This window comes from Arthrobacter sp. UYCu723 (assembly GCF_054059215.1).
Map to the genome: position 1 here is coordinate 3248756 of NZ_JBSSBW010000001.1, position 19071 is coordinate 3267826.

General features: G+C 67.5%; 16 protein-coding genes and 2 tRNA genes. 11 read left to right on the top strand and 7 right to left on the bottom strand.

The window, feature by feature from the left end:
- Positions 1–20 precede the first annotated feature (20 nt).
- From ACVWZ8_RS15275 to ACVWZ8_RS15310, 8 genes are all read left to right on the top strand, one after another.
- Complete coding sequence (locus tag ACVWZ8_RS15275; RefSeq protein WP_426978483.1) at positions 21–818, top strand: MBL fold metallo-hydrolase; 798 nt, start codon at positions 21–23, stop codon at positions 816–818.
- A gap of 518 nt (positions 819–1336) precedes the next feature.
- A complete protein-coding gene (locus tag ACVWZ8_RS15280; RefSeq protein ID WP_426978481.1) occupies positions 1337–2113 on the top strand; it encodes a fumarylacetoacetate hydrolase family protein in 777 nt (258 codons plus the stop codon).
- Positions 2114–2201: 88 nt separating this feature from the next.
- Positions 2202–3773, top strand: coding sequence for a glutamate--tRNA ligase (gene gltX / locus ACVWZ8_RS15285; protein ID WP_456505073.1), 1572 nt, complete (start codon positions 2202–2204; stop codon positions 3771–3773).
- A gap of 2 nt (positions 3774–3775) precedes the next feature.
- The gene (locus ACVWZ8_RS15290) at positions 3776–4528 is read left to right on the top strand and encodes an HAD family hydrolase (RefSeq protein ID WP_456505962.1); all 753 of its coding nucleotides are present in this window, start codon (positions 3776–3778) and stop codon (positions 4526–4528) included.
- 138 nt (positions 4529–4666) lie between these two features.
- Positions 4667–4738 (top strand) — tRNA-Gln (locus ACVWZ8_RS15295).
- A gap of 64 nt (positions 4739–4802) precedes the next feature.
- Positions 4803–4875 (top strand) — tRNA-Glu (locus ACVWZ8_RS15300).
- Positions 4876–4969: 94 nt separating this feature from the next.
- Complete coding sequence (locus ACVWZ8_RS15305) at positions 4970–6751, top strand: dynamin family protein (RefSeq protein ID WP_456505074.1); 1782 nt, start codon at positions 4970–4972, stop codon at positions 6749–6751.
- Positions 6748–8364: a GTPase gene (locus ACVWZ8_RS15310; protein WP_426978479.1), complete on the top strand. Its 1617-nt coding sequence runs from the start codon at positions 6748–6750 to the stop codon at positions 8362–8364. The genes ACVWZ8_RS15305 and ACVWZ8_RS15310 overlap by 4 nt, the downstream gene beginning before the upstream one ends.
- Positions 8365–8390: 26 nt before the next feature.
- Here the strand turns inward: ACVWZ8_RS15310 and ACVWZ8_RS15315 are convergent, their stop codons facing one another.
- Both ACVWZ8_RS15315 and ACVWZ8_RS15320 read right to left on the bottom strand, forming a co-directional pair.
- Entirely contained in the window at positions 8391–8936 is a 546-nt protein-coding gene (locus ACVWZ8_RS15315) for a DUF1697 domain-containing protein (protein WP_456505075.1), read from the bottom strand.
- Positions 8937–9016: 80 nt separating this feature from the next.
- Positions 9017–9736, bottom strand: a complete 720-nt coding sequence (locus ACVWZ8_RS15320; RefSeq protein WP_426978477.1) for an IclR family transcriptional regulator — start codon at positions 9734–9736, stop codon at positions 9017–9019.
- 138 nt (positions 9737–9874) lie between these two features.
- Here ACVWZ8_RS15320 and leuC point away from each other — a divergent pair, with 138 nt between their 5' ends.
- Both leuC and leuD read left to right on the top strand, forming a co-directional pair.
- Entirely contained in the window at positions 9875–11329 is a 1455-nt protein-coding gene (gene leuC / locus ACVWZ8_RS15325; RefSeq protein WP_456505076.1) for a 3-isopropylmalate dehydratase large subunit, read from the top strand.
- 43 nt (positions 11330–11372) lie between these two features.
- Positions 11373–11975: a 3-isopropylmalate dehydratase small subunit gene (leuD, locus tag ACVWZ8_RS15330; RefSeq protein ID WP_426978475.1), complete on the top strand. Its 603-nt coding sequence runs from the start codon at positions 11373–11375 to the stop codon at positions 11973–11975.
- 185 nt (positions 11976–12160) lie between these two features.
- Here the strand turns inward: leuD and ACVWZ8_RS15335 are convergent, their stop codons facing one another.
- The 4 genes from ACVWZ8_RS15335 to ACVWZ8_RS15350 form a co-directional block, all read right to left on the bottom strand.
- Positions 12161–13771, bottom strand: a complete 1611-nt coding sequence (locus tag ACVWZ8_RS15335) for a DUF222 domain-containing protein (RefSeq protein ID WP_456505077.1) — start codon at positions 13769–13771, stop codon at positions 12161–12163.
- Between the two features lie 627 nt (positions 13772–14398).
- A complete protein-coding gene (locus ACVWZ8_RS15340) occupies positions 14399–14746 on the bottom strand; it encodes a hypothetical protein (RefSeq protein ID WP_456505078.1) in 348 nt (115 codons plus the stop codon).
- Positions 14739–15137 carry a nuclear transport factor 2 family protein gene (locus ACVWZ8_RS15345; protein WP_456505079.1) on the bottom strand — a complete coding sequence of 133 codons (399 nt, stop codon included), beginning with the start codon at positions 15135–15137 and terminating at the stop codon, positions 14739–14741. The genes ACVWZ8_RS15340 and ACVWZ8_RS15345 overlap by 8 nt, the downstream gene beginning before the upstream one ends.
- A gap of 362 nt (positions 15138–15499) precedes the next feature.
- The gene (locus ACVWZ8_RS15350) at positions 15500–15826 is read right to left on the bottom strand and encodes a GYD domain-containing protein (RefSeq protein WP_426978470.1); all 327 of its coding nucleotides are present in this window, start codon (positions 15824–15826) and stop codon (positions 15500–15502) included.
- A 641-nt stretch (positions 15827–16467) separates the two neighbouring features.
- Here ACVWZ8_RS15350 and ACVWZ8_RS15355 point away from each other — a divergent pair.
- Positions 16468–17874, top strand: a complete 1407-nt coding sequence (locus ACVWZ8_RS15355; RefSeq protein ID WP_456503408.1) for an IS1380 family transposase — start codon at positions 16468–16470, stop codon at positions 17872–17874.
- A 568-nt stretch (positions 17875–18442) separates the two neighbouring features.
- Here ACVWZ8_RS15355 and ACVWZ8_RS15360 read toward each other — a convergent pair.
- Positions 18443–19036 carry a ferritin gene (locus tag ACVWZ8_RS15360; protein ID WP_456505080.1) on the bottom strand — a complete coding sequence of 198 codons (594 nt, stop codon included), beginning with the start codon at positions 19034–19036 and terminating at the stop codon, positions 18443–18445.
- Positions 19037–19071: the final 35 nt, after the last annotated feature.

Genomic DNA, 19071 nt, shown 5'->3' on the forward strand with positions numbered 1-19071 from the left:
CGTTCTGGGAAGATGGAACTGTGATTCCCGAAGACTCCCGCGACGTTGTCCGCAGCACAGCACTGACGCGGTTCCGGCTCGCCCCCAATCCGGGGCCGATGAGCCTGCACGGCACCAATTCCTACGTCATCGGTGCCCCCGGATCCGCGGCCACGGTGGTCGTCGACCCCGGCCCCCTGGACGAGCAGCACCTGCAGGAGCTCGCGGACGCCGGAGCGGTGGAACTCATCCTCATCACGCACCGCCATGCCGACCACAGCGCGGCCGCCGCGAGGTTCGCCGAACTGACCGGCGCGCCGGTGCGTGCAGCCGACCCCGCCCACTGCCTCGGCGGCAGCCCTCTGCAGGACGGCGAAGTCCTGCACGCCGCGGGGGTTGAAATCAGGGTACTGGCGACGCCGGGGCACACCTCGGACTCGGTCTGCTTCCACCTTCCGCACGACGGCGCCCAAGGCTCGGTCCTGACCGGCGACACCATCCTGGGCCTGGGCACCACGGTCCTGGACTACCCCGACGGTACGCTGGGCGACTACCTGACCTCGCTGGACCGGCTGGAACAGCTGGGCCCGGCGACCGTCCTGCCGGCCCACGGGCCGATGCTGCCCGCCCTGGACAAGATCGTCCGCGCCTACCGGGACCACCGCGAGGACCGCCTCGCCCAGATCCGGTCCGCCCTCGCGGACCTGGGCGCAGGTGCCGAGGTGACGGACGTGGCCGACGCCGTCTACGCCGCCGTCGACCCTGCCGTGCGTCCGGCGGCGGAACTCTCCGTGGCGGCCCAGCTGCACTACCTCCGGTCCGGCGGAATCACGGGCTAGCGGTCATTTTCGTTAATTCGTCGGGGGGCCCGGTCTTCGCGCCCGGGAGGACATGCCCAGTCTTCGCCCCCGGGACAGGGCATGACCGGAATATGTCCATCCGCCGGCCCCGGCGCGGGGCATGTCCTGATCCGGGGGCACGTGCAGTGGCTCCGCTGGGGGCGTCGGGCCATTTCCCCGGGAGGACGTGTCCAGTCTTCGCCCCGGGGACCGGGCATAACCGGAATATGTCCATCGGCCGGCCCCGGCGCGGGGCATGTCCTGTCCGGTGGTCATTTTCGCTGACGCCGTCGGGGCTGCCGGTGCGTGCCCGTGGCTGCCCAGGCGTAGCAGCTGGTCGTTGGGCCGGTGGTGTATTCTGGTCGACCCGGCCGGCTGGTCGAGGACCTTGAAACCGCCGCCGGTGATGGCCGGGCGCGACACCGCCTGCGGCCTCTACCTCAACGACCCCACCGCCTGGACCTGACCCCCGACGAACCAACGAAAATGCCCGCTAGCGAGAAGGTACGCTTGGACCCATGCGTATCGCCCGGTTTGTAGTCGATTCTGATCCCCTCTACGGCATCGTTGAAGGTGAGCCCGGCAGTGAGGAAGTCACTGTGATCGTCGGCGACCCCTTCTTCCACGGCGTGGAACGCACCGCCGCCCGGCACAAGCTGGAAGACGTGCGCCTCCTGGCCCCGATCATTCCGCGCAGCAAAGTGGTCGGCGTGGGGCGGAACTTCGCCGAGCACGCCCACGAACTCGGCAACGAGGTCCCCAAGCAGCCGCTGCTCTTCCTGAAACCGAACACCTCGGTGATCGGCCCGAATGATCCGATCATCCTGCCGGAGTTCTCCGAGGACGTGTCCTTTGAAGCCGAGCTGTGCGTCGTGATCGGCCGGATCTGCAAGGACGTGCCCGAAGAACGCGTCGACGACGTCATTTTCGGCTACACCTGCGGCAACGACCTCACCGCCCGCGACGTCCAGAAGACGGACCTGCAGTGGGCCCGGGCCAAGGGCTTCGACACTTCCGCACCGCTGGGGCCGTGGATCGAGACCGAACTCGACACCGAAGACCTCCAGATCCAGGGCCGGCTCAACGGCGAGCTGCGCCAGGACGGCAGCACGAGCCAGATGATCCGCGGCGTCCGCGAACTCGTCTCCATCGTCTCGCAGGCCTTCACCCTGCTGCCCGGCGACGTCATCATGACCGGCACCCCGGCCGGCGTCGGCCTGGTCCAGGCCGGTGACCGCTTCGAGGTGGAGATCGAGGGCATCGGCCGCCTCTCCAACCCCGTCGTCCGCCGCTAGCCAGAGCGCAGGGGGAGCGGGCCGCGGAGGGGACACCCCGCCGGCCGCCGGTAATGCGTGCCGGGCAGGCGGTAAAGTTGGTGGCACTATGACTACTCCTACTGCGCCCGACGCCGTCTCCAGCTCCGCCCCCAGTGAAGTTACCAGTGAAGTTACCAGTGAAGTCACCAGTGAAGTTACCAGTGAAGTCACCGCCGACACCCCGGTCCGTGTCCGGTTCTGCCCCTCGCCGACCGGCACCCCGCACGTCGGCCTGATCCGCACGGCCCTTTTCAACTGGGCCCACGCCCGCCACACCAAGGGCACCTTCGTGTTCCGCATCGAGGACACGGACGCGGCGCGCGACTCGGAGGAGAGCTACCAGCAGCTGCTCGAGGCCCTCAAATGGCTCGGCATCACCTGGGAAGAGGGCGTGGAAGTCGGCGGCCCGCACGAACCGTACCGCCAGTCGCAGCGCCTGGACCTCTACAAGGACGTCGTTTCCCAGCTGATGGATGCCGGCTACGCCTACGAGTGCTACTCCTCGCCGGAGGAAGTCGAGGCCCGCCACCGCGCCGCCGGCCGCGACCCCAAGCTGGGCTACGACAACTTCGACCGCGAGCTCTCCGAGGAGCAGCTCGCCGCGTTCCGGGCCGAGGGCCGCAAGCCCGTGCTCCGCGTGCGGATGCCGGACGAGGACGTCACCTTCACCGACCTCGTCCGCGGCGAGATCACCTTCAAGGCCGGCAGCATCCCGGACTACGTGATTGTCCGCGCGGACGGTTCCCCGCTGTACACCCTCGTCAACCCGGTGGACGACGCCTTGATGGGCATCACCCACGTGCTCCGCGGCGAGGATCTGCTCTCCTCGACCCCGCGCCAGGTGGTCCTCATCAGCGCGCTGATGGCCATCGGCTTCGCCAGCTACATGCCCGTCTTCGGCCACCTGCCGTATGTCATGGGCGAGGGCAACAAGAAGCTCTCCAAGCGCGACCCGCAGTCCAACCTGTTCCTGCTCCGGGACCGCGGCTTCATTCCCGAGGGCCTGCTGAACTACCTCTCGCTGCTGGGCTGGAGCCTCTCCGCGGATGAGGACATCTTCACCGTCGAGCAGCTGATCGAGCACTTCGACGTCAAGGACGTGCTGGCCAACCCGGCCCGCTTCGACATCAAGAAGGCCGAGGCGATCAATGGCACCCACATCCGGATGCTTGATCCGGAGGATTTCCGTGCCCGGCTGGTTCCGTACCTGCGCACCGCCGGTTTCGTCGGCGAGAGCCTCACCGCGCGCCAGGAAGGGATCCTCGCCGAAGCGGCGCCGCTGATCCAGGAGCGGATCTCCTTGCTGGGCGAAGCCCCCGAGATGCTCGCCTTCCTGTTCAAGAACGACGACGCGATCGACGTCGCGGACGACGCCCGCAAGGGGCTTCCGGAGAACCTGGCAGAGGTCCTCGACGCCGCCCTCGCCGCCCTGGAGCCGGTTGCCGACTGGACCGCGGAGAACATCCAGACTGCCCTGAAGGAGGCACTCGTGGAGGGGCTCGGGGTCAAGCCGCGCCTGGCCTTCGGGCCGGTCCGCACGGCCATCTCCGGCCGCCGCATTTCCCCGCCGCTGTTCGAATCCATGGTGATCCTCGGCAGGGATTCCTCCCTGGCCCGCCTCCGGGCCTTCCGCGGCTGATGATGCCCGCGCCCGAGACCAGGAACGGCGTCCTGGCGAGCGGACTGGGCGTCATCCGCGGGATCCTGTTCGACATCGACGACACCCTGGTGGACCTGGAATTCGCGATGACGGCCGCCGTGCGTGACGCCAGCGAGCATCTCCTGCCCGGTCTGGACCAGGCCGGGTGGGAGAAGTTCGGACGGATCTTCACCCGCGAGACCACGCATTACTACGACCGCTACCTGTCCGGCGAGCTGAGTTTCAATGAGCAGCGGCTGCTGCGCGGCCGGGCGGCCCTGGGGCACTTCGGCGTCGAGCTGGAGGAGGGCGAGCAGTCCCACCACTGGGTCAGCTCTTACGCGAGCCAGCAGCACGGCTACATCCGGGCCTTCGACGACGTCACTCCGCTGCTGGACGCCCTGGACGCGGCCGGCATCCCGTACGGCGCCGTGAGCAACAACGTGCACGACTACCAGCGCGTCAAGCTCGACGCCGCCGGGCTGGAACGAATCGGCGTGCTGGTCGGGACGGACACCCTCGGCGTGCCGAAGCCGGACCCTGCCATCTACCTTGAGGGAGTGCGGCGCCTCGGTACCGGGGCGGGCGAAACCCTGTACGTCGGGGACAACCGCCTGCTCGACGCGGAAGGTTCGACGGCGGCGGGACTGCTGGGAGTCTGGCTGAACCGCGGCGGGGAGCCTGCCCCGGGCTATACCGGCCACGAGGTCGGCTCCCTGCTGGAACTCCTGGACCTGCTGGAACTGCTGGCCTGACAGTCCCCAAACGGGCGGCCGACGGGCGGCCGGGCGAGGCCGATTTGTGCGATGGAAAACTCTCGGGTAAAGTAATTACTCGTGCTGAGGCGCCGGGAGCGCGGGTTTGAACCCGTGAAACCGGCCCGAAAGTTCCATTGGGATATGGTGTAATTGGCAACACTACGGTTTCTGGTACCGTCATTCTAGGTTCGAGTCCTGGTATCCCAGCTTGCTGAGTGTATGAAATAATCACTGAGCACGAACGGCTGCGAAGCTGTTCTGGAGAGTACGCGGCCCCATCGTATAGCGGCCTAGTACGCTGCCCTCTCACGGCGGTAACGCGGGTTCGAATCCCGCTGGGGTCACAGATCAAACGGTCCCGGGCATCAGCCCGGGGCCGTTTTTCATTCCCCTGAGACCGGAGCCCGGGTACCGGAGCAGAACTGGCATGATGATGCAGTGACGTCCGAAGAGATCCCCGGTCACACCGGGAGCCAGGTACCGGCAGGTCTGCCAGGCGCCGCCGTCGAACTGCTGGAGGCGGTCCGCGCCGAGCTGGCCGCCGTAGCCCTGCCCTTGGCTCTGCCGGACGCCGAGCAGGCCCGGCAGGACATCCGCAACGCCTTGGCCCAGCTGGATGACTACATCCTGCCCCGCTACCGCAGCCTCGACGCGCCTCTGCTCGCCGTGGTGGGCGGCTCCACCGGTGCCGGGAAGTCCACGCTGGTGAACGGGCTGGTGGGGCACGCCGTCACCCGCGCCGGCGCCATCCGGCCCACCACCCGCCAGCCGATCCTGCTGCACCACCCCTCCGACGCCGCCTGGTTCGAGGACCAGCGGGTCCTGCCGAGCCTCCACCGGATCCGAGGCACCCTCGTGAGCAGACCCCTGCCCGCCACCCAGGCCGGGCCAACTCCCGACGCCGCCGCGATCTCCTCCCTCGTGCTCGTCTCCGACGGCGCTGTGCCGCCGGGGATCGCGCTGCTGGACGCCCCCGACGTCGACTCCATCTCGGATGACAACCGCAAGCTGGCCGGCCAGCTGCTCGCCGCGGCCGATTTGTGGGTGTTCGTCACCACCGCCAACCGCTACGCCGACGCCGTCCCCTGGCGGCTGCTGCTCGATGCCGCGTCGCGGGACATCATGGTGGCCGTGGTGCTGGACCGGGTGCCGCCGGCCGCCGAGGCGGAGGTCCGGGCCGACCTCCGGGCCATGCTCAGCAGGGAGGGACTGGGCGAAGCCCGGCTGTTCGTGGTGCCCGAGGTGGTGTTGGACCCGATGGGCATGCTGCCCGCCGACGCCGTGGAACCGCTGCGGACCTGGCTCCGGGAACTCGCCGCGGACGCCGCCGGGCGGTCCGACATCGCCCGGCGGACCCTGAACGGAACCGTCAAGGCGCTCGGCGGACGCGTGGAGGCGGTGGCGCTGGCGGCCGGGGCCCAGCAGCGTGCGGCCGGGATCCTCGCTGCAGATGCCCGCGGCGCCTACCAGGATGCCGTGGCGCGAATCCTCGAGGCCACCCGGGACGGAGCGCTGCTGCGCGGTGAGGTCCTGGCCCGCTGGCAGGACTTCGTCGGCACCGGCGAGTTCTTCCGGGCCATGGAGCAGAACATCGGCAGGCTCCGGGACCGGATGGGTGCCTTCTTCCGCGGCGCGCCGACCCCGGCGGTCAGGGTGGAGACAGCCATCGAAACCGGGCTGCAGGCCGTCATCATCGATGAAGCCGCCAACGCCGCGGAGGATGCGGACCAGCGCTGGCGTTCCGACCCGGCCGGCCGCCAGCTGCTGGGCAGCGACGACCTCTCCGGGACGTCGGAGGGCTTTTCCGAGACAGTGGCTGCCGAGATCCGGGCATGGCAGGGGAGCCTCATGGAGCTCATCCGGACCGAAGGCCAGGGCAAACGCACCCAGGCCCGCTGGCTGTCCTTCGGCATCAACGGCCTCGGTGCGGCCCTCATGATCGTGGTGTTTTCGATGACCGCCGGCCTGACCGGACTTGAGATCGGCGTCGCCGGCGGCACCGCCGTCGTCGGGCAGCGGCTGCTGGAAGCAGTGTTCGGCGAGGACGCGGTCCGCCGGCTCGCCCGGACGGCACGCGAGGACCTGCACACCCGCTGCCAGAAGCTGCTCCGCACCGAACAGCAGCGCTTCCTCTCCCGGCTGGACGTCCCACAAGGGGTTCCCCCGGACGTCCTCGCCGGCCGCGCCGCCGCGCTCCGCCGCCTGGCGGCCGCCGCATGAGCCGCCACGGTGCCGCCCGCGAGGCCTCCCAACTGCACCGCCGGCTCCAAGCCCTGGACGAGGCACGCGGGCTGGCAGCGGGCGCCCTCCCGGAGGAAATCCTGCAGGAAGCCCTGGAGGTGATCGAGCGTGCCAGCTCGCGGCGCTCGCTCTCGGCGGAGCACACCGTGGTGGGTTTCTTCGGCGCGACCGGCAGCGGAAAATCCTCCCTCTTCAACGCCGTCAGCGGCGAAGAGATTGCGACGGCGGCGGCCCGGAGGCCCACCACCTCGGAACCGCTCGCCGGCATCTGGGGCGCCGACGGCAGCGAGCCCCTGCTGGACTGGCTTGAGGTCCGCAACAGGCACCTCGCAGCCGCGGTGCCGGGCTTCGCCGACGAGAGCACGGGCCTCATCCTGCTGGACCTGCCGGACTTCGACTCGACACGGGCAGCCAACCGGGAGATCGTGCAACGGATGGTGGGGCTCGTGGATGTCCTCGTCTGGGTCCTCGATCCGCAGAAGTACGCCGATGCCGCCGTGCACAATGACTTCCTGGCGCCCCTTGCATCCCACGGGGCAGTCACCCTCGTGGTGCTCAACCAGGTGGACCGGCTGCCCGATCACGAGGTGCGGCCCGTGCTGGAATCCCTGCAGGGCATCTTGGTGCGCGACGGCCTGGGCAAGGTCCAGGTCCTTTGCGCCTCGGCCGTGGTGGGCACCGGGGTGGACAAGGTCCGCGCCGCCATCCGCCAGGCGGCCACGGAGCGCCAGGCCCTCTCCCGGCGTCTGGCCGCGGATGTCACGCGCGTCTCGGCCCGGCTCGCCGAAGCCTCGGGCGAGGGGGAAACGGCAGGCGTGAACGGCGCCTCGAAGGCGCGGCTGGCGGAGGAACTGTCGGTTGCCGCCAACGTCCCGCTCGTGGTCGACGCCGTGGTCCGCTCCTACCGGCAGGAAGCCACCCGCCGCACCGGCTGGCCGGTGACGCGCTGGCTGGTCCGGTTCCGCCCCGATCCACTGAGACGCCTGAACCTCCGCCGGGACGGTGCCAAACCGGAGCTGAACCGGACCTCACTGCCGCCGGCCGGCGCTCCGGAGCGGGCCCGCACCGATGCCGCGGTCCGCGAATTCGCTGACGCGGCATCCGACGGCGCGCCGGGACCGTGGCGGGCGGTCATCCGCGGTGCGGCCCGCGACGGCAGGGAACAGCTGCCGGATGCCCTTGACCAGGCGATCGCGGCCACGGATCTCAAAGCGGGCAGGAAATCATGGTGGTGGACGGTCTTCAACGTCATCCAGTGGCTGGCTCTGCTGACGGCGCTGGGCGGGTTTGCCTGGCTCGGTGTCCTGGCTGCACTGGGGTATCTGCAGCTGCCCGTCCCGGACGTTCCGCTGGTGCAGGGGTGGCCGGTTCCCACGGTGATGATCGCCGGGGGAGCGCTGTTGGGCATCGTCCTGGCGATCGCGGCGAAGTTCATTGCGGGCGCCGCCGCGCGGGCCCGCGGGGCGGCGGCCCGGAAGCGGCTCAAGGCCGCCGTCGCAGCTGTGGCGCAGGATCTGGTGGTGGAGCCGGTGGAGGCCGAGGCCGGCCGGCTGCGGTCCTTCCGGAAGGCCCTGCAGGCCGCGGCGCGTTAGGCCGTTGCGCTTTAGGACCCGGCGCTTTAGGACCCGGACAGGGCCCAGGCGGCGTCGCGGACTTTGATCATGGTCCGCAGGTTCCGGGTGGTGGTGGCGGCTTTGTACTTCGGCTTTGCGGATAGCTTGCTGAAAGGGCTGTCCAGCGTACCGCCTGCGGGAGCCAGCCAAGCCATGGCCTCCGGCCCCAGCCGGGTCAGCTCCACCCCGTCCAAGGCTGTTCCGGCGTCGTGGAGGTCCGTGAGTACGTCCGGGTCCGAGGCAAGGGTGAGGTACGTGTGGGTGGAGGAATCGTCGGCGGGGTAGGGGCACGCCGTCACGAGCTCCGCGACCCGGTCCGCGTCCAGCACCACCACCCACGCGTCGTAGCCGAACGTCTCGCGGAGGCAGGCTTCGAACTCCTGCTTGACCCCAGCCGGTGGCAGTTCGCTGGCAAGCACCACGTTGCCGCTGGCGAGGAGCGTCTTCACTCCGGAAAAAGGCCGGGCCTTCAAGGATTCCTTGAGCTCGGCCATCTTGATGCTGATCCCGCCCACGTTGATGCCGCGTAGGAACACCGCATAGCTGTTCATGCGCACAGCCTATGCTCTCCGCCGGGCTGCGGTCAGCACAGCTATCGGCGCCAGCCTAAGCCTCAGCCGAAGCGCGGCGGTCAGTCGTTCGTCTTGCGCAGCGCTTCGGTCAGGACGCGGGCGGCGGTGCACACGACTTCGGCGTGCAGCCGGCCGGGCTGGCGCGTCAGGCGCTCGATGGGCCCGGAAATCGAGACGGCGGCGATCACCCGGCCGGACGGTCCGCGGACGGGGGCGGACACGGAGGCGACCCCAGGCTCGCGTTCACCGAGGCTCTGTCCCCAGCCCCGGCGTCGGACTCCGGCCAGGACGGTGGGCGTGAAGCGGGCTGACTGGAGCCCCTCCAACAGGCGGTCGTGGTCTTCCCAGGCGAGCAGCACCTGGGCGGCGGAACCGGCCTTCATGGAAAGCTGCGTGCCGACGGGAATAGTGTCGCGCAGGCCGATGGGACGTTCGGCGGAGGCGACACACACGCGCCATTCGCCTTGCCTGCGGAAGATCTGGGCGCTCTCCCCGGTGGCATCGCGCAACTGCATCAGCACCGGTCCGGCGGAGGCGATCAGGCGGTCCTCGCCGGCGGCGGAGGCGAGTTCCACGAGCCGGCTGCCGAGGACGAACCGGCCCTGGATATCGCGGCTGACCAGCCGGTGGTGGACCAGCGCCAGCGCAAGCCGGTGCACGGTGGGCCGCGCCAGTCCCGTAGCGGCAACAAGCTGCGCCAGGGTGGTGGGGCCGGCCTCAAGTGCGTCAAGCACATGGGCCGCTTTATCGATGACGCCGACTCCACTAGAATTGTCCATGTAATGATATTGCCGTCTCATTATCTGAGATGCAAGTCAGTGCGCTGGCGTATTACGGGGGACTGCTGATTCAGTGGACACAATCAGCAGGCATCAATGAACATTCATCAGAAAACATTGCTTTGAAGGGAGAAGGCCGTGGCAAAGACACTGGCCGAGAAAGTCTGGGACGCCCATGTGGTGCGCAAGGGGGACGGCGAAGGAGCCAACGCCCAGCCCGATCTTCTCTTCATCGACCTCCACCTGGTGCACGAGGTGACCTCCCCGCAGGCTTTCGAAGGGCTGCGCCTGGCCGGGCGCAAGCTGCGCCGGCCGGACCTCACCATCGCCACCGAGGACCACAACACGCCGACGCTGGACATCGACAAGCCGATCGCCGACCTGACCAGCCGCACCCAGATCCAGACGCTGCGCAACAACTGCCAGGAGTTCGGCGTCCGCCTGCACTCCCTCGGTGACGCCGAGCAGGGAATCGTCCATGTGGTCGGCCCGCAGCTGGGCCTCACCCAGCCGGGCATGACCGTGGTCTGCGGCGACTCGCACACCTCCACGCACGGGGCGTTCGGCGCGCTGGCCATGGGCATCGGCACCTCCGAAGTGGAGCACGTCATGGCCACCCAGACGCTGTCCCTGAAGCCGTTCAAGACCATGGCCATCAACGTCGAGGGCACCCTGCGGCCGGGAGTTTCCGCCAAGGACATCATCCTGGCCGTCATCGCCAAGATCGGCACGGGCGGCGGGCAGGGCTACGTGCTTGAATACCGCGGCTCCGCGATCCGGGCGCTGTCCATGGAAGCCCGGATGACGGTCTGCAACATGTCCATCGAGGCCGGCGCCCGCGCCGGGCTCGTTGCCCCGGACCAGACGACGTACGACTACATGGAAGGCCGCCCGCACGCGCCGCAGGGCGCCGAGTGGGACGCCGCCGTCGAGTACTGGAACACCCTGCGCACGGACGACGACGCCACGTTCGACGTCGAGGTGGACCTCGACGCCGATACCCTGGAGCCGTTTGTGACCTGGGGAACCAACCCCGGCCAGGGCGTGTCGCTCTCCGCGAAGGTGCCCTCGCCCGAGGACTTCGGTGACGAGAACGCGAAGGCCGCGGCGGAACGCGCGCTGCAGTACATGGGCCTGGAAGCCGGCACCCCGATGAAGGAAATCCGGGTGGACACCGTCTTCCTGGGCTCCTGCACCAACTCCCGGATGGAGGACCTCCGCGCGGCCGCGGACATCATCCGTGGCCGTACCAAGGACCCCAATATCCGGATGCTCGTGGTTCCCGGCTCCGCCCGCGTGCGCCTCGAGGCCGAGGCCGAAGGGCTGGACAAGGTCTTCAAGGACTTCGGTGCCGAATGGCGCTTCGCCGGCTGCTCCATGTGCCTGGGCATGAACCCGGACCAGCTGGAGGTGGGGGAGCGCTGCGCCTCCACATCCAACCGCAACTTCGAGGGTCGCCAGGGCAAGGGCGGCCGGACCCACCTCGTCTCCCCGGTGGTGGCTGCGGCGACGGCGGTGCGCGGCACCCTGAGCTCGCCGTCGGACCTGGAGCCCGCTCCGGAGTCCGCCGCCGTCCGTGTCGACGCAGCATAGCTGCCGGCAGCCCCCGATCCACACAGCCGAAGAAGGATCCGCCATGGAAAAGTTCACCACCCACACCGGAATCGGTGTACCGCTGCGCCAGAGCAACGTCGACACGGACCAGATCATCCCCGCCGTCTACCTCAAGCGCATCACCCGCACCGGCTTCGAGGACGCCCTCTTCGCCGCGTGGCGCAAGGACCCGGCCTTCATCCTGAACCAGGCGCCCTTCGACGCAGGTTCCGTCCTGGTTGCCGGCCCTGACTTCGGCACCGGTTCGTCCCGGGAACACGCCGTCTGGGCGCTCAAGGACTACGGCTTCAAGGCTGTCCTCTCCTCGCGCTTTGCGGACATCTTCCGGGGTAACTCCGGGAAACAAGGACTCCTGGCGGCCGAATTGGCCCAGGACGACATCGAACTCATCTGGAAAGAGCTGGAGAACGCCCCCGGCACGGCGGTCACCGTGGACCTCGTGTCCAAGACAGTTCAGTGCGGCAACATCGTGGCGCCGTTCGAGATCGACGACTACACGCGCTGGCGCCTGCTTGAAGGCCTGGACGACATCGGGCTGACCCTTAAGCACGAGGAAGACATCACCGCCTTCGAGGCCACCCGGCCCGCCTTTATGCCCAAGACGTTGCCTGCCAAGCTGTCCTGACACGGCTGTCCTGACACGGCTGTCCTGACACGGCTGTCCAGGACACTGTCACGGTTCCGCCCGTCCTGCACCCTTGTCCCCGGTCCGCCTCGATTGTCGAAGTGCCGCCGTCGAGTTCGACGGCGGCACTTCTGTGCGTAAACGAGGCCCTCGATTTGAAGAGCCACTCACTGCGCAAGGCCGGATCAGGCGGCTGGCTGCCTCACGGGGCGCGGCCGTTTTTGTGCTTTCGCGCGGTGTCTGAGTTCCCTCCTGTGGCGTCCATCGGCGGGGTCGGCGGTGTCGGGAGGTCCGCCCGGGTCCCGGGTCATGGCCGTGCCCGGCAGAGGTGGTGCGGTGGAGTGGTAGCTGTGGCCGGTGGGGGTGGTGAGTTCGAGGGTGTGTCTGTGTCTGAGTTCGTTCGTGCCGGCGGGCCCGGGTCGTGGCTGGGCTTTCCAGCCGGGCTTTTCCTTGGTGTGGTTGCAGGCTTCGCAGGTTCCGGCGCCGTTGATGTTGGTGGTGGGGCCGCCTTGATGCCAGGGGATGATGTGGTCCAGGTGGCGTATCGGGGCGTCGCAGTAGGGGGTGCGGCAGGTGTCGTCGCGGGCCTGGATGTAGCGGCGGAGTCCGGCGGGGAAGAGCCGGGCGCGGGAGTCCATCGCGATGAGGCTGCCGGTTGCCGGGGCGGTGTAGAGCCGGCGGAGCCAGATCTCCATTTCTTTGTCTCCGCCTGCTTCTGTGTCGCCGCCTGTGCCGTCCCCGCGGCGGCGGCCGTCCCGCGTGCCGTCACCGGCCGGGCCTCCGCCTGCGCCGTCCCGCGTGCCGGCGTCCCCGGCGGGGGCGTTTTGGGCACGTGTGTCGTTGATCAGGTCGCGGGTCCAGCCGGCGGGGACGATGCCGTAGCCGGGGAGCCGGGCGGGTTCGCTGTCGGACTGGAGGAGGGTGCGGTCGGTCATGATGAGCTGGATTTCGATGCCGGTGATCCCGCCGGGGGTGCCGGTGAGGCGTTCGACGAGGCCGTCGGCCATGAGCTGGCCCCGGCCCCTCGGATCCCCGGCGGCGCGCAACAAATCGGCGTGGCGGCTCAGCGCCGCGTACGCGGCGACGCCTTCGGCGACGGGGAGCAGGGCGGTGAGGTAGGCCATGGTGTCCGGTGCGGGGCGGAGGCTGACGTGCCGTTCGGTGGCGGCGTGGCTGGCGCGTTGGGTGACGGAGCGGGGGTCCAGCCGGTAGGCGGCGGTCCGGGCGGCGGCGATGATCTCCCGGTCCCCGACGCCGGCGAAGGTGCCGGTGTCGGCGGCGAGCTGGCCGTCGACGGCGCAGCGGTCCGCCGCACTCAGGCAGGCGGTTTCCTTCACGAGGAGGGTGGCGCGCCATTCGTTGAGCTGGCCGGTGTGCAGGGCGGTGAGGGTATGCGGCATCTCGGTCACGAGGGCTTTCGCCAGGCCCAGGAGCCGTCCGCCGCGGGCGGGGGATTCGCGCCGGGCCAGGGCGATCTGCGCCGCGACCCCGGTGCCGAGCTCTGCCGCGGGCATCCCCTGCGCGCGCCGGGTGCGGCGCTGTGCGGCATCGAAGGCGACCGTGATCCGGGCCTGCAGCGCGGCCGCGGCGGACTTCAGATCCTCCAGCTGCCGGAGCTGGTCGATCAGCCCGGCGCCGCCGTCGCCGCCGGCGCCGCCGTCGCCGCCGTCGCCGTCGTCCGTGGCGTGGCAGAGGCGGACGGTAGCGAGCAGGCGGGCGACATCCGGGACCGTCGCGCCGCTTACAGCGCCACCGTGTCCTCCCGGAACCACTTCGGGCTCCCGATTGCCGTCCATAAGAAGAGTCTTTCAGGCACCACCGACAATAATGATGGAATTGGTTGTGTTGCTGCGTGCTTGTGGATGCGACTGACGCCCCGGGAGTTGGTTTGTCTGCCATTGTGATCTGTCCTCCGCCACAACTGCAGTGGACGCGGCGGCCAGGCGGACATGACCTCATTGGGAGCCTGCTCGAAGAGTCCCATTACCGTCTTGACTGCCCACCCGGCCGGCGCGCCCCTTCGTGTTCCACCTCACGCAATGGAGCGGTCAGGACAGTTTCATCATGGCAAATGAACGTCTGAAAGTCATCGCCGGGAACGACACCCATCGGACACACATTAGGTGGCCATCATCAGCGAATCCGATGCACGCCTCGCCGCCATGGAGTTCCTGGAGCGGACCCGGTGGCCACCAGACAGAGCGCGGCATTGACGGATTCCCGGACGCCGTCCTGTCCGGTGATTCCAGGACTGGATCCTCCTGGGTGCCGGCGAACGCGGCATAGCCCGAGCACAGCTCCCAGCCGTGGTCCGCGATCAGGTCCACGTACTTATCCGAAAGCATCGTCTTCATTAGGGAACGCTTTCCGCCGATCAGCCCGGCCATGTCCAGCCGCCCGGCGGACGTGCGGGGGTTTCGTCCTCACGGTCCTGTGGCGGAGGATGTCGGAGGAGCAGGCCAGTGAGACTGACGGATCTCCGGCTGGCGGCTGACCGGTACCGGGCTGGAGAGTCTGGGCCGCGGTGAGTCGAACGCCACAGGGAGCTGACGGACGATGTCCAGGGCTTCCACGTCCAGTAGCCTGCGGGCGCCGGTCCGGGCGTCCATGATCCAGAACAGGCCCATGCCCGGGAACGTCTGCATCGCGCCCCGTGATGGTAGACCTGCCGTTGCACCAACTTCGTCCTCGAGCGAGAGCTCCCCGCAGTCGCGGACCTTGGATCCGCTGTGTCGTTCATGATCGGCCTCAGCCGGAGTAGATTCACCCAACGTCATCGTTGCCGACCCCGATCGAGGCGTGTGTTTGAACGAAGCGCCAAGTGTCACCTTCGCGGTGGAAAACGGAACTCCATCGGGGCGAAACATGCCCGCCGTCGGGCAGGGTGATCGTGAGCCGAGTGGTCGCCCACCCCACAGTGCCCTCCTCATAAGCTTCGGTGCCTTCCGGGGAGAACCGCGCCTGGCCCCCGGCGTTGGTCAGCTCACCACGCAGGAACTTCGCCACGGCCTCACCACCACTAAGCCATTCGCCAGGGTCACTGCCAATCAGGCACGTACCAGGGTTCGTCGAGATTAATGTGTCCACCACCGCCGCCTCGCTACGAGTGGCCGCCTCGAACAAGCTCGCCACCAGAGCTTCCAATTCCGGAGAACGTTGCATGACCGATCCCTTCCATCAGCAGGGCCCAAGATGATTATGGCCCCCGAAGAATAGCCACACAATCGGATCAATCAGTCTTAGCAACATGCCCTCGCTGACGTCGGTTGGCGGCCATGAAAACTGCCCACTTCCCGTTCTGAACCCGATCAGTCACGTCCCGCCCGATGTCGAAGCTGATAAGACCATCCAGCGCCCGGCTCGGCGGAACGACATCTTTCAACGCGGCCATGACTCTTCCGCCCTGCCTGGCTGGAACCGCACCATGAAACGAATGACGACCATCGGGCCTCCTCACTCGGGGAACTCCCATCCGGCCTAAGTGCAGAGGACTTCGGACATTCGGTGCAGGTTCGCCGGAAATGTCAGGTGCCGGGAGGCCGATACTTAATCTGCTCGGCTTTCCGCAGGGCTTCCATCGTTTCGTCGATGGTCAAGAGCACTGTCGTATCGAACGAGCTCAGTGCGCCGCCTCCGCTGATCGCCAGTGCAACCGCGGCCATGGACACGTTGTCAGGAGCCTCCCATAAGTTATAGCCGTCGTGGGCGCCGAAGGCGTACCAGAATCCATGGAGTTTCCCTCCGACCGATTCGATGTATGCCTGGGCGGCCTTTCCGCGGTCCTCGGGGTTGCTGATCAGCCTCGCCCAGGTCTCCGGTGTGTAGCTGAATTTCGACAGATAGAGCGGCATCGTCTCTTCCTTTCGTTCACTGCCGGAAGTGCGGATTCACCCAGAATGGCAGTCTGCCGCCAGGTCAGCAATGAGCCACATCTAAGTTGAGCAGCTGAAATGTCGGCAGCGGGGCGCCGCACTACGGATGTCCCATGTCCAAGCAACTGGATCGACTCTGAGCTGACCATAGTGCCAGCCGGAGTCGCGCAGACGACTTCGGACAATCCGTGCAGACGAGAAAAATGACAATTGCCGGGGAGCGGCTGGTGCTGGACTGGCTTAGTTCCAAGGGAGTGAGATGCCCCCGCTGCTCTCGAAGGAAGCATGGCAGGACGTCCTGCATCTGTTCTGGGGATGTTGAGCTCAGAAAAGTTGTTCTTCAGTTGGGGAATATTGCCGACCCTAGCGGCTCTGGTCCATGCCAGCCGGCATGGGTCCCCTGGCTCTTCGGATTCATCCTGCTGCTGTTCTCTCTGATCGGCGCCAGCTTCGTGCTAACCCTCGAAGACGGCGACCGCAACATCCGCTACTACCTTAGCCTTGATCCACCGATGTTGATTGGGGCTACGTCGGCGTTTTAAACCGAGAATGGCCGCCTTTTCAAGGAAAATGAAGTTTGTCTAGAACTCATTTTTCACCGAAAAGAGGCCATCTCGTAGATGCAAGTTTCCCACAAACCATCCGCGGTGTCGGTTTCCTTTGACGAGCCCAATCTCGTGTCGGCTGCCGGGCTGCTGCCGGTCATGACGCTGGCCCGGGACGCCGGGCTGCACGAGCTCGCCCAGGACTGGCTGACGGTGCCGACGGATAAGGGCGCGAACGCCGGGCTGAAAGTCGCTTCCCTGGTCGCCGGGATGGTCGCCGGGGCAGACTCGATTGATGACATGACCCTGTTGCGCCACGGCGGGATGAAGCGGCTCTTCACCGCCTGCTACGCGCCCTCGACCCTGGGCTCGTTCCTGCGGTCCTTCACGTTCGGGCACGTGCGCCAACTGGACGCTGTCGCCTCCCGTTTCCTGGCCGGCCTGGGGACCCGGGCCCCGCTGCTCGGGAGCCCCGGGGCGGAGGACTTCGTGTTCGTCGATGTTGACGACACGATCATCGAGGTCCACGGCTACGCCAAGCAGGGTTCCGGCTACGGGTACTCCGGGGTCCGCGGCCTGAACGCCCTGCTGGCCACGGTCTCCACCAAAGACACCGCCCCGGTAATCGCGGCCCAGCGGCTGCGCAAGGGCGCGGCGAACTCGGCCCGCGGAGCCAAACGCCTGATCACCGATGCCCTGTCCACGCTCAAAGGCCTCCAGACCGGAGGGCAGAGTCGCGGGCGGGTGCTCTGCCGGTTCGATTCGGCCTTCTATGGCCATGCAGCGGTTTCCGCCGCGCTGGCCGGCGGGGCCGAGGTCTCGGTGACCGTGCGCATGGACCCGGCCGTCAAACGGGCTATCGCCGGGATCCCGGAGACGGCATGGGAAATGATCGAATACACCGACGCGGTCTTCGACGAGACCACCAACACCTGGGTCTCGAAGGCTGAGGTCGCCGAAACCGTGTTCACCGCGTTCTCCTCCCGGAAAAAGGCCGAGCAGGTCACCGGCCGGCTGGTGGTGCGCCGCATCCCGGAACTGAACAAGAAAGCCAGCGACGGACAACCCACCTTGTTTGAAACCCATCGGCACCACGCGTTCTTCACCACCGTGGACGCCAAGGTTCTGGACACTGTCGCCGCGGACCAAACCCACCGCAAACACGCTCAGATCGAGCAGGTGAACGCCGATCTGAAGGACAGTGCGCTGGCTCATATGCCCTCAGGTGTTTTCGCGGCGAACTCCGCCTGGCTGGTTGCCGCGGTCATGGCCTATAACCTCACCCGCGCCGCCGGGCTCCTCGCCGCAGGCCCCTTCGGCAAGGCCCGGACCGGCACGATCCGCCGCAAACTCATCCACGTCCCGGCCCGCATCGCCACCAGCGCCCGGAAAATCCGGCTTCATCTCCCCGAAGCCTGGCCCTGGCAAACAGCATGGCAGGGCCTCTTCGAGCACCTCTACCCGCCGCCACAACCGGCCTGAACCCACACCAACCAGCCACACGGCGCAACCAGGACCACCAGTGGAACACCCCGACAGCGAGGCCGGATGATCCACCATGCCCAAACACCTCACCGCAGCCAGCCCGGAATTACGCCCGGGACCGGCTGCCGATCGGTGGATCAAGGCTTAGGCTCACCGTCCTGCTGTGCGGCGTCGGCTTCTCCTGGCCGCAGTCTTGGAAGTGGCTGATCTTCCTGGTCCCCATTGGTCTGTCCCGTGAGAGGAGAGGCCTGACCATCTGCTGCGCACAGAGGCCTGGCCAACTTGCCCGATCTCGTAGCAGAAACTCCCAACTCTTCCCCGGTCCGTGCCGTAGCGTTTTTCATCGCCTCCGCCGCGCCGGGCTTTGCCCCTGTCGTAGATGGAGCTCCTCTGGAACGAATGGGCCGGACCATGGGTTCGGCCCAGCCGGGCGGGAAGTTCAGGATGCCGGGGGCGCTACTTGTCGGAGGCTTCGCTTCCCTCGCCGTGCTGCTGCTCGGCCTTGTATCCCTTGAGTCCTGATAGCAGGGCCAGTCTCCCCGGTTCGCTGCGGCGGGCGAAGAGATCAGAGTGACCCTCCCGCGGCTTCCGGCGATCCGGAGTCGTGGCTTCCTCCGCCCTGGCCTGTGTGGTGCCCGCCAGAGTGGCCCCCGGCGTGGCTACCGGGATGTCCGTGGGCGCCGACCCGTTCGCGGGCGAGGAAGTTTTCGATGTCGAATAGGTTGTCCGCGCGGCGGGCGATGTTCAGCAGAGTGGTCATCGAGGCCACTTCTTCGACCTGTTCCTTGAGGAACCAGAGCATGAACTGCTCGCCCAGGGCATCGTTTTCCGATCTGGCTGCGGCGAAGAGTTCCTTAATGTTCTCGGTGACTTCCTGTTCCTGCGCGAGGGCTAGGGCCAGGGGTTCCTCGACCTTGGCGAAGTCATTGCGGACAGGCCCAATGCCGGGGACGGCGATTTTGAGTCCGCGGTCCAGGACATACCGGACCATCATCATGGCGTGGTTTCGTTCTTCCAGGGATTGGCGGTAGAAGTGCTTGGCCAGCTGGGGAAGGTCCTGCCTGTCAAACCATGCGGCTACAGCGATGTACTGGTGGGAGGCGGCGAATTCGTTGCCCACTTGGCGGGTCAGCAGTTCGTTGAATTTAGGGGTGCTCATCTGGATCTCCTCGGGTTGGTGTTCAAAGTCGCGGA

Bases quoted from the DNA above. Each gene is read 5' to 3' on its own strand.
- ACVWZ8_RS15280 (WP_426978481.1), top strand. From the start codon at position 1,337: ATGCGTATCGCCCGGTTTGTAGTCGATTCTGATCCCCTCTACGGCATC.
- gltX (WP_456505073.1), top strand. From the start codon at position 2,202: ATGACTACTCCTACTGCGCCCGACGCCGTCTCCAGCTCCGCCCCCAGT.
- ACVWZ8_RS15290 (WP_456505962.1), top strand. From the start codon at position 3,776: ATGCCCGCGCCCGAGACCAGGAACGGCGTCCTGGCGAGCGGACTGGGC.
- ACVWZ8_RS15310 (WP_426978479.1), top strand. From the start codon at position 6,748: ATGAGCCGCCACGGTGCCGCCCGCGAGGCCTCCCAACTGCACCGCCGG.
- ACVWZ8_RS15315 (WP_456505075.1), bottom strand. From the start codon at position 8,936: ATGAACAGCTATGCGGTGTTCCTACGCGGCATCAACGTGGGCGGGATC.
- ACVWZ8_RS15320 (WP_426978477.1), bottom strand. From the start codon at position 9,736: ATGGACAATTCTAGTGGAGTCGGCGTCATCGATAAAGCGGCCCATGTG.
- leuD (WP_426978475.1), top strand. From the start codon at position 11,373: ATGGAAAAGTTCACCACCCACACCGGAATCGGTGTACCGCTGCGCCAG.
- ACVWZ8_RS15335 (WP_456505077.1), bottom strand. From the start codon at position 13,771: ATGGACGGCAATCGGGAGCCCGAAGTGGTTCCGGGAGGACACGGTGGC.
- ACVWZ8_RS15345 (WP_456505079.1), bottom strand. From the start codon at position 15,137: ATGCAACGTTCTCCGGAATTGGAAGCTCTGGTGGCGAGCTTGTTCGAG.
- ACVWZ8_RS15350 (WP_426978470.1), bottom strand. From the start codon at position 15,826: ATGCCGCTCTATCTGTCGAAATTCAGCTACACACCGGAGACCTGGGCG.
- ACVWZ8_RS15355 (WP_456503408.1), top strand. From the start codon at position 16,468: ATGCAAGTTTCCCACAAACCATCCGCGGTGTCGGTTTCCTTTGACGAG.
- ACVWZ8_RS15360 (WP_456505080.1), bottom strand. From the start codon at position 19,036: ATGAGCACCCCTAAATTCAACGAACTGCTGACCCGCCAAGTGGGCAAC.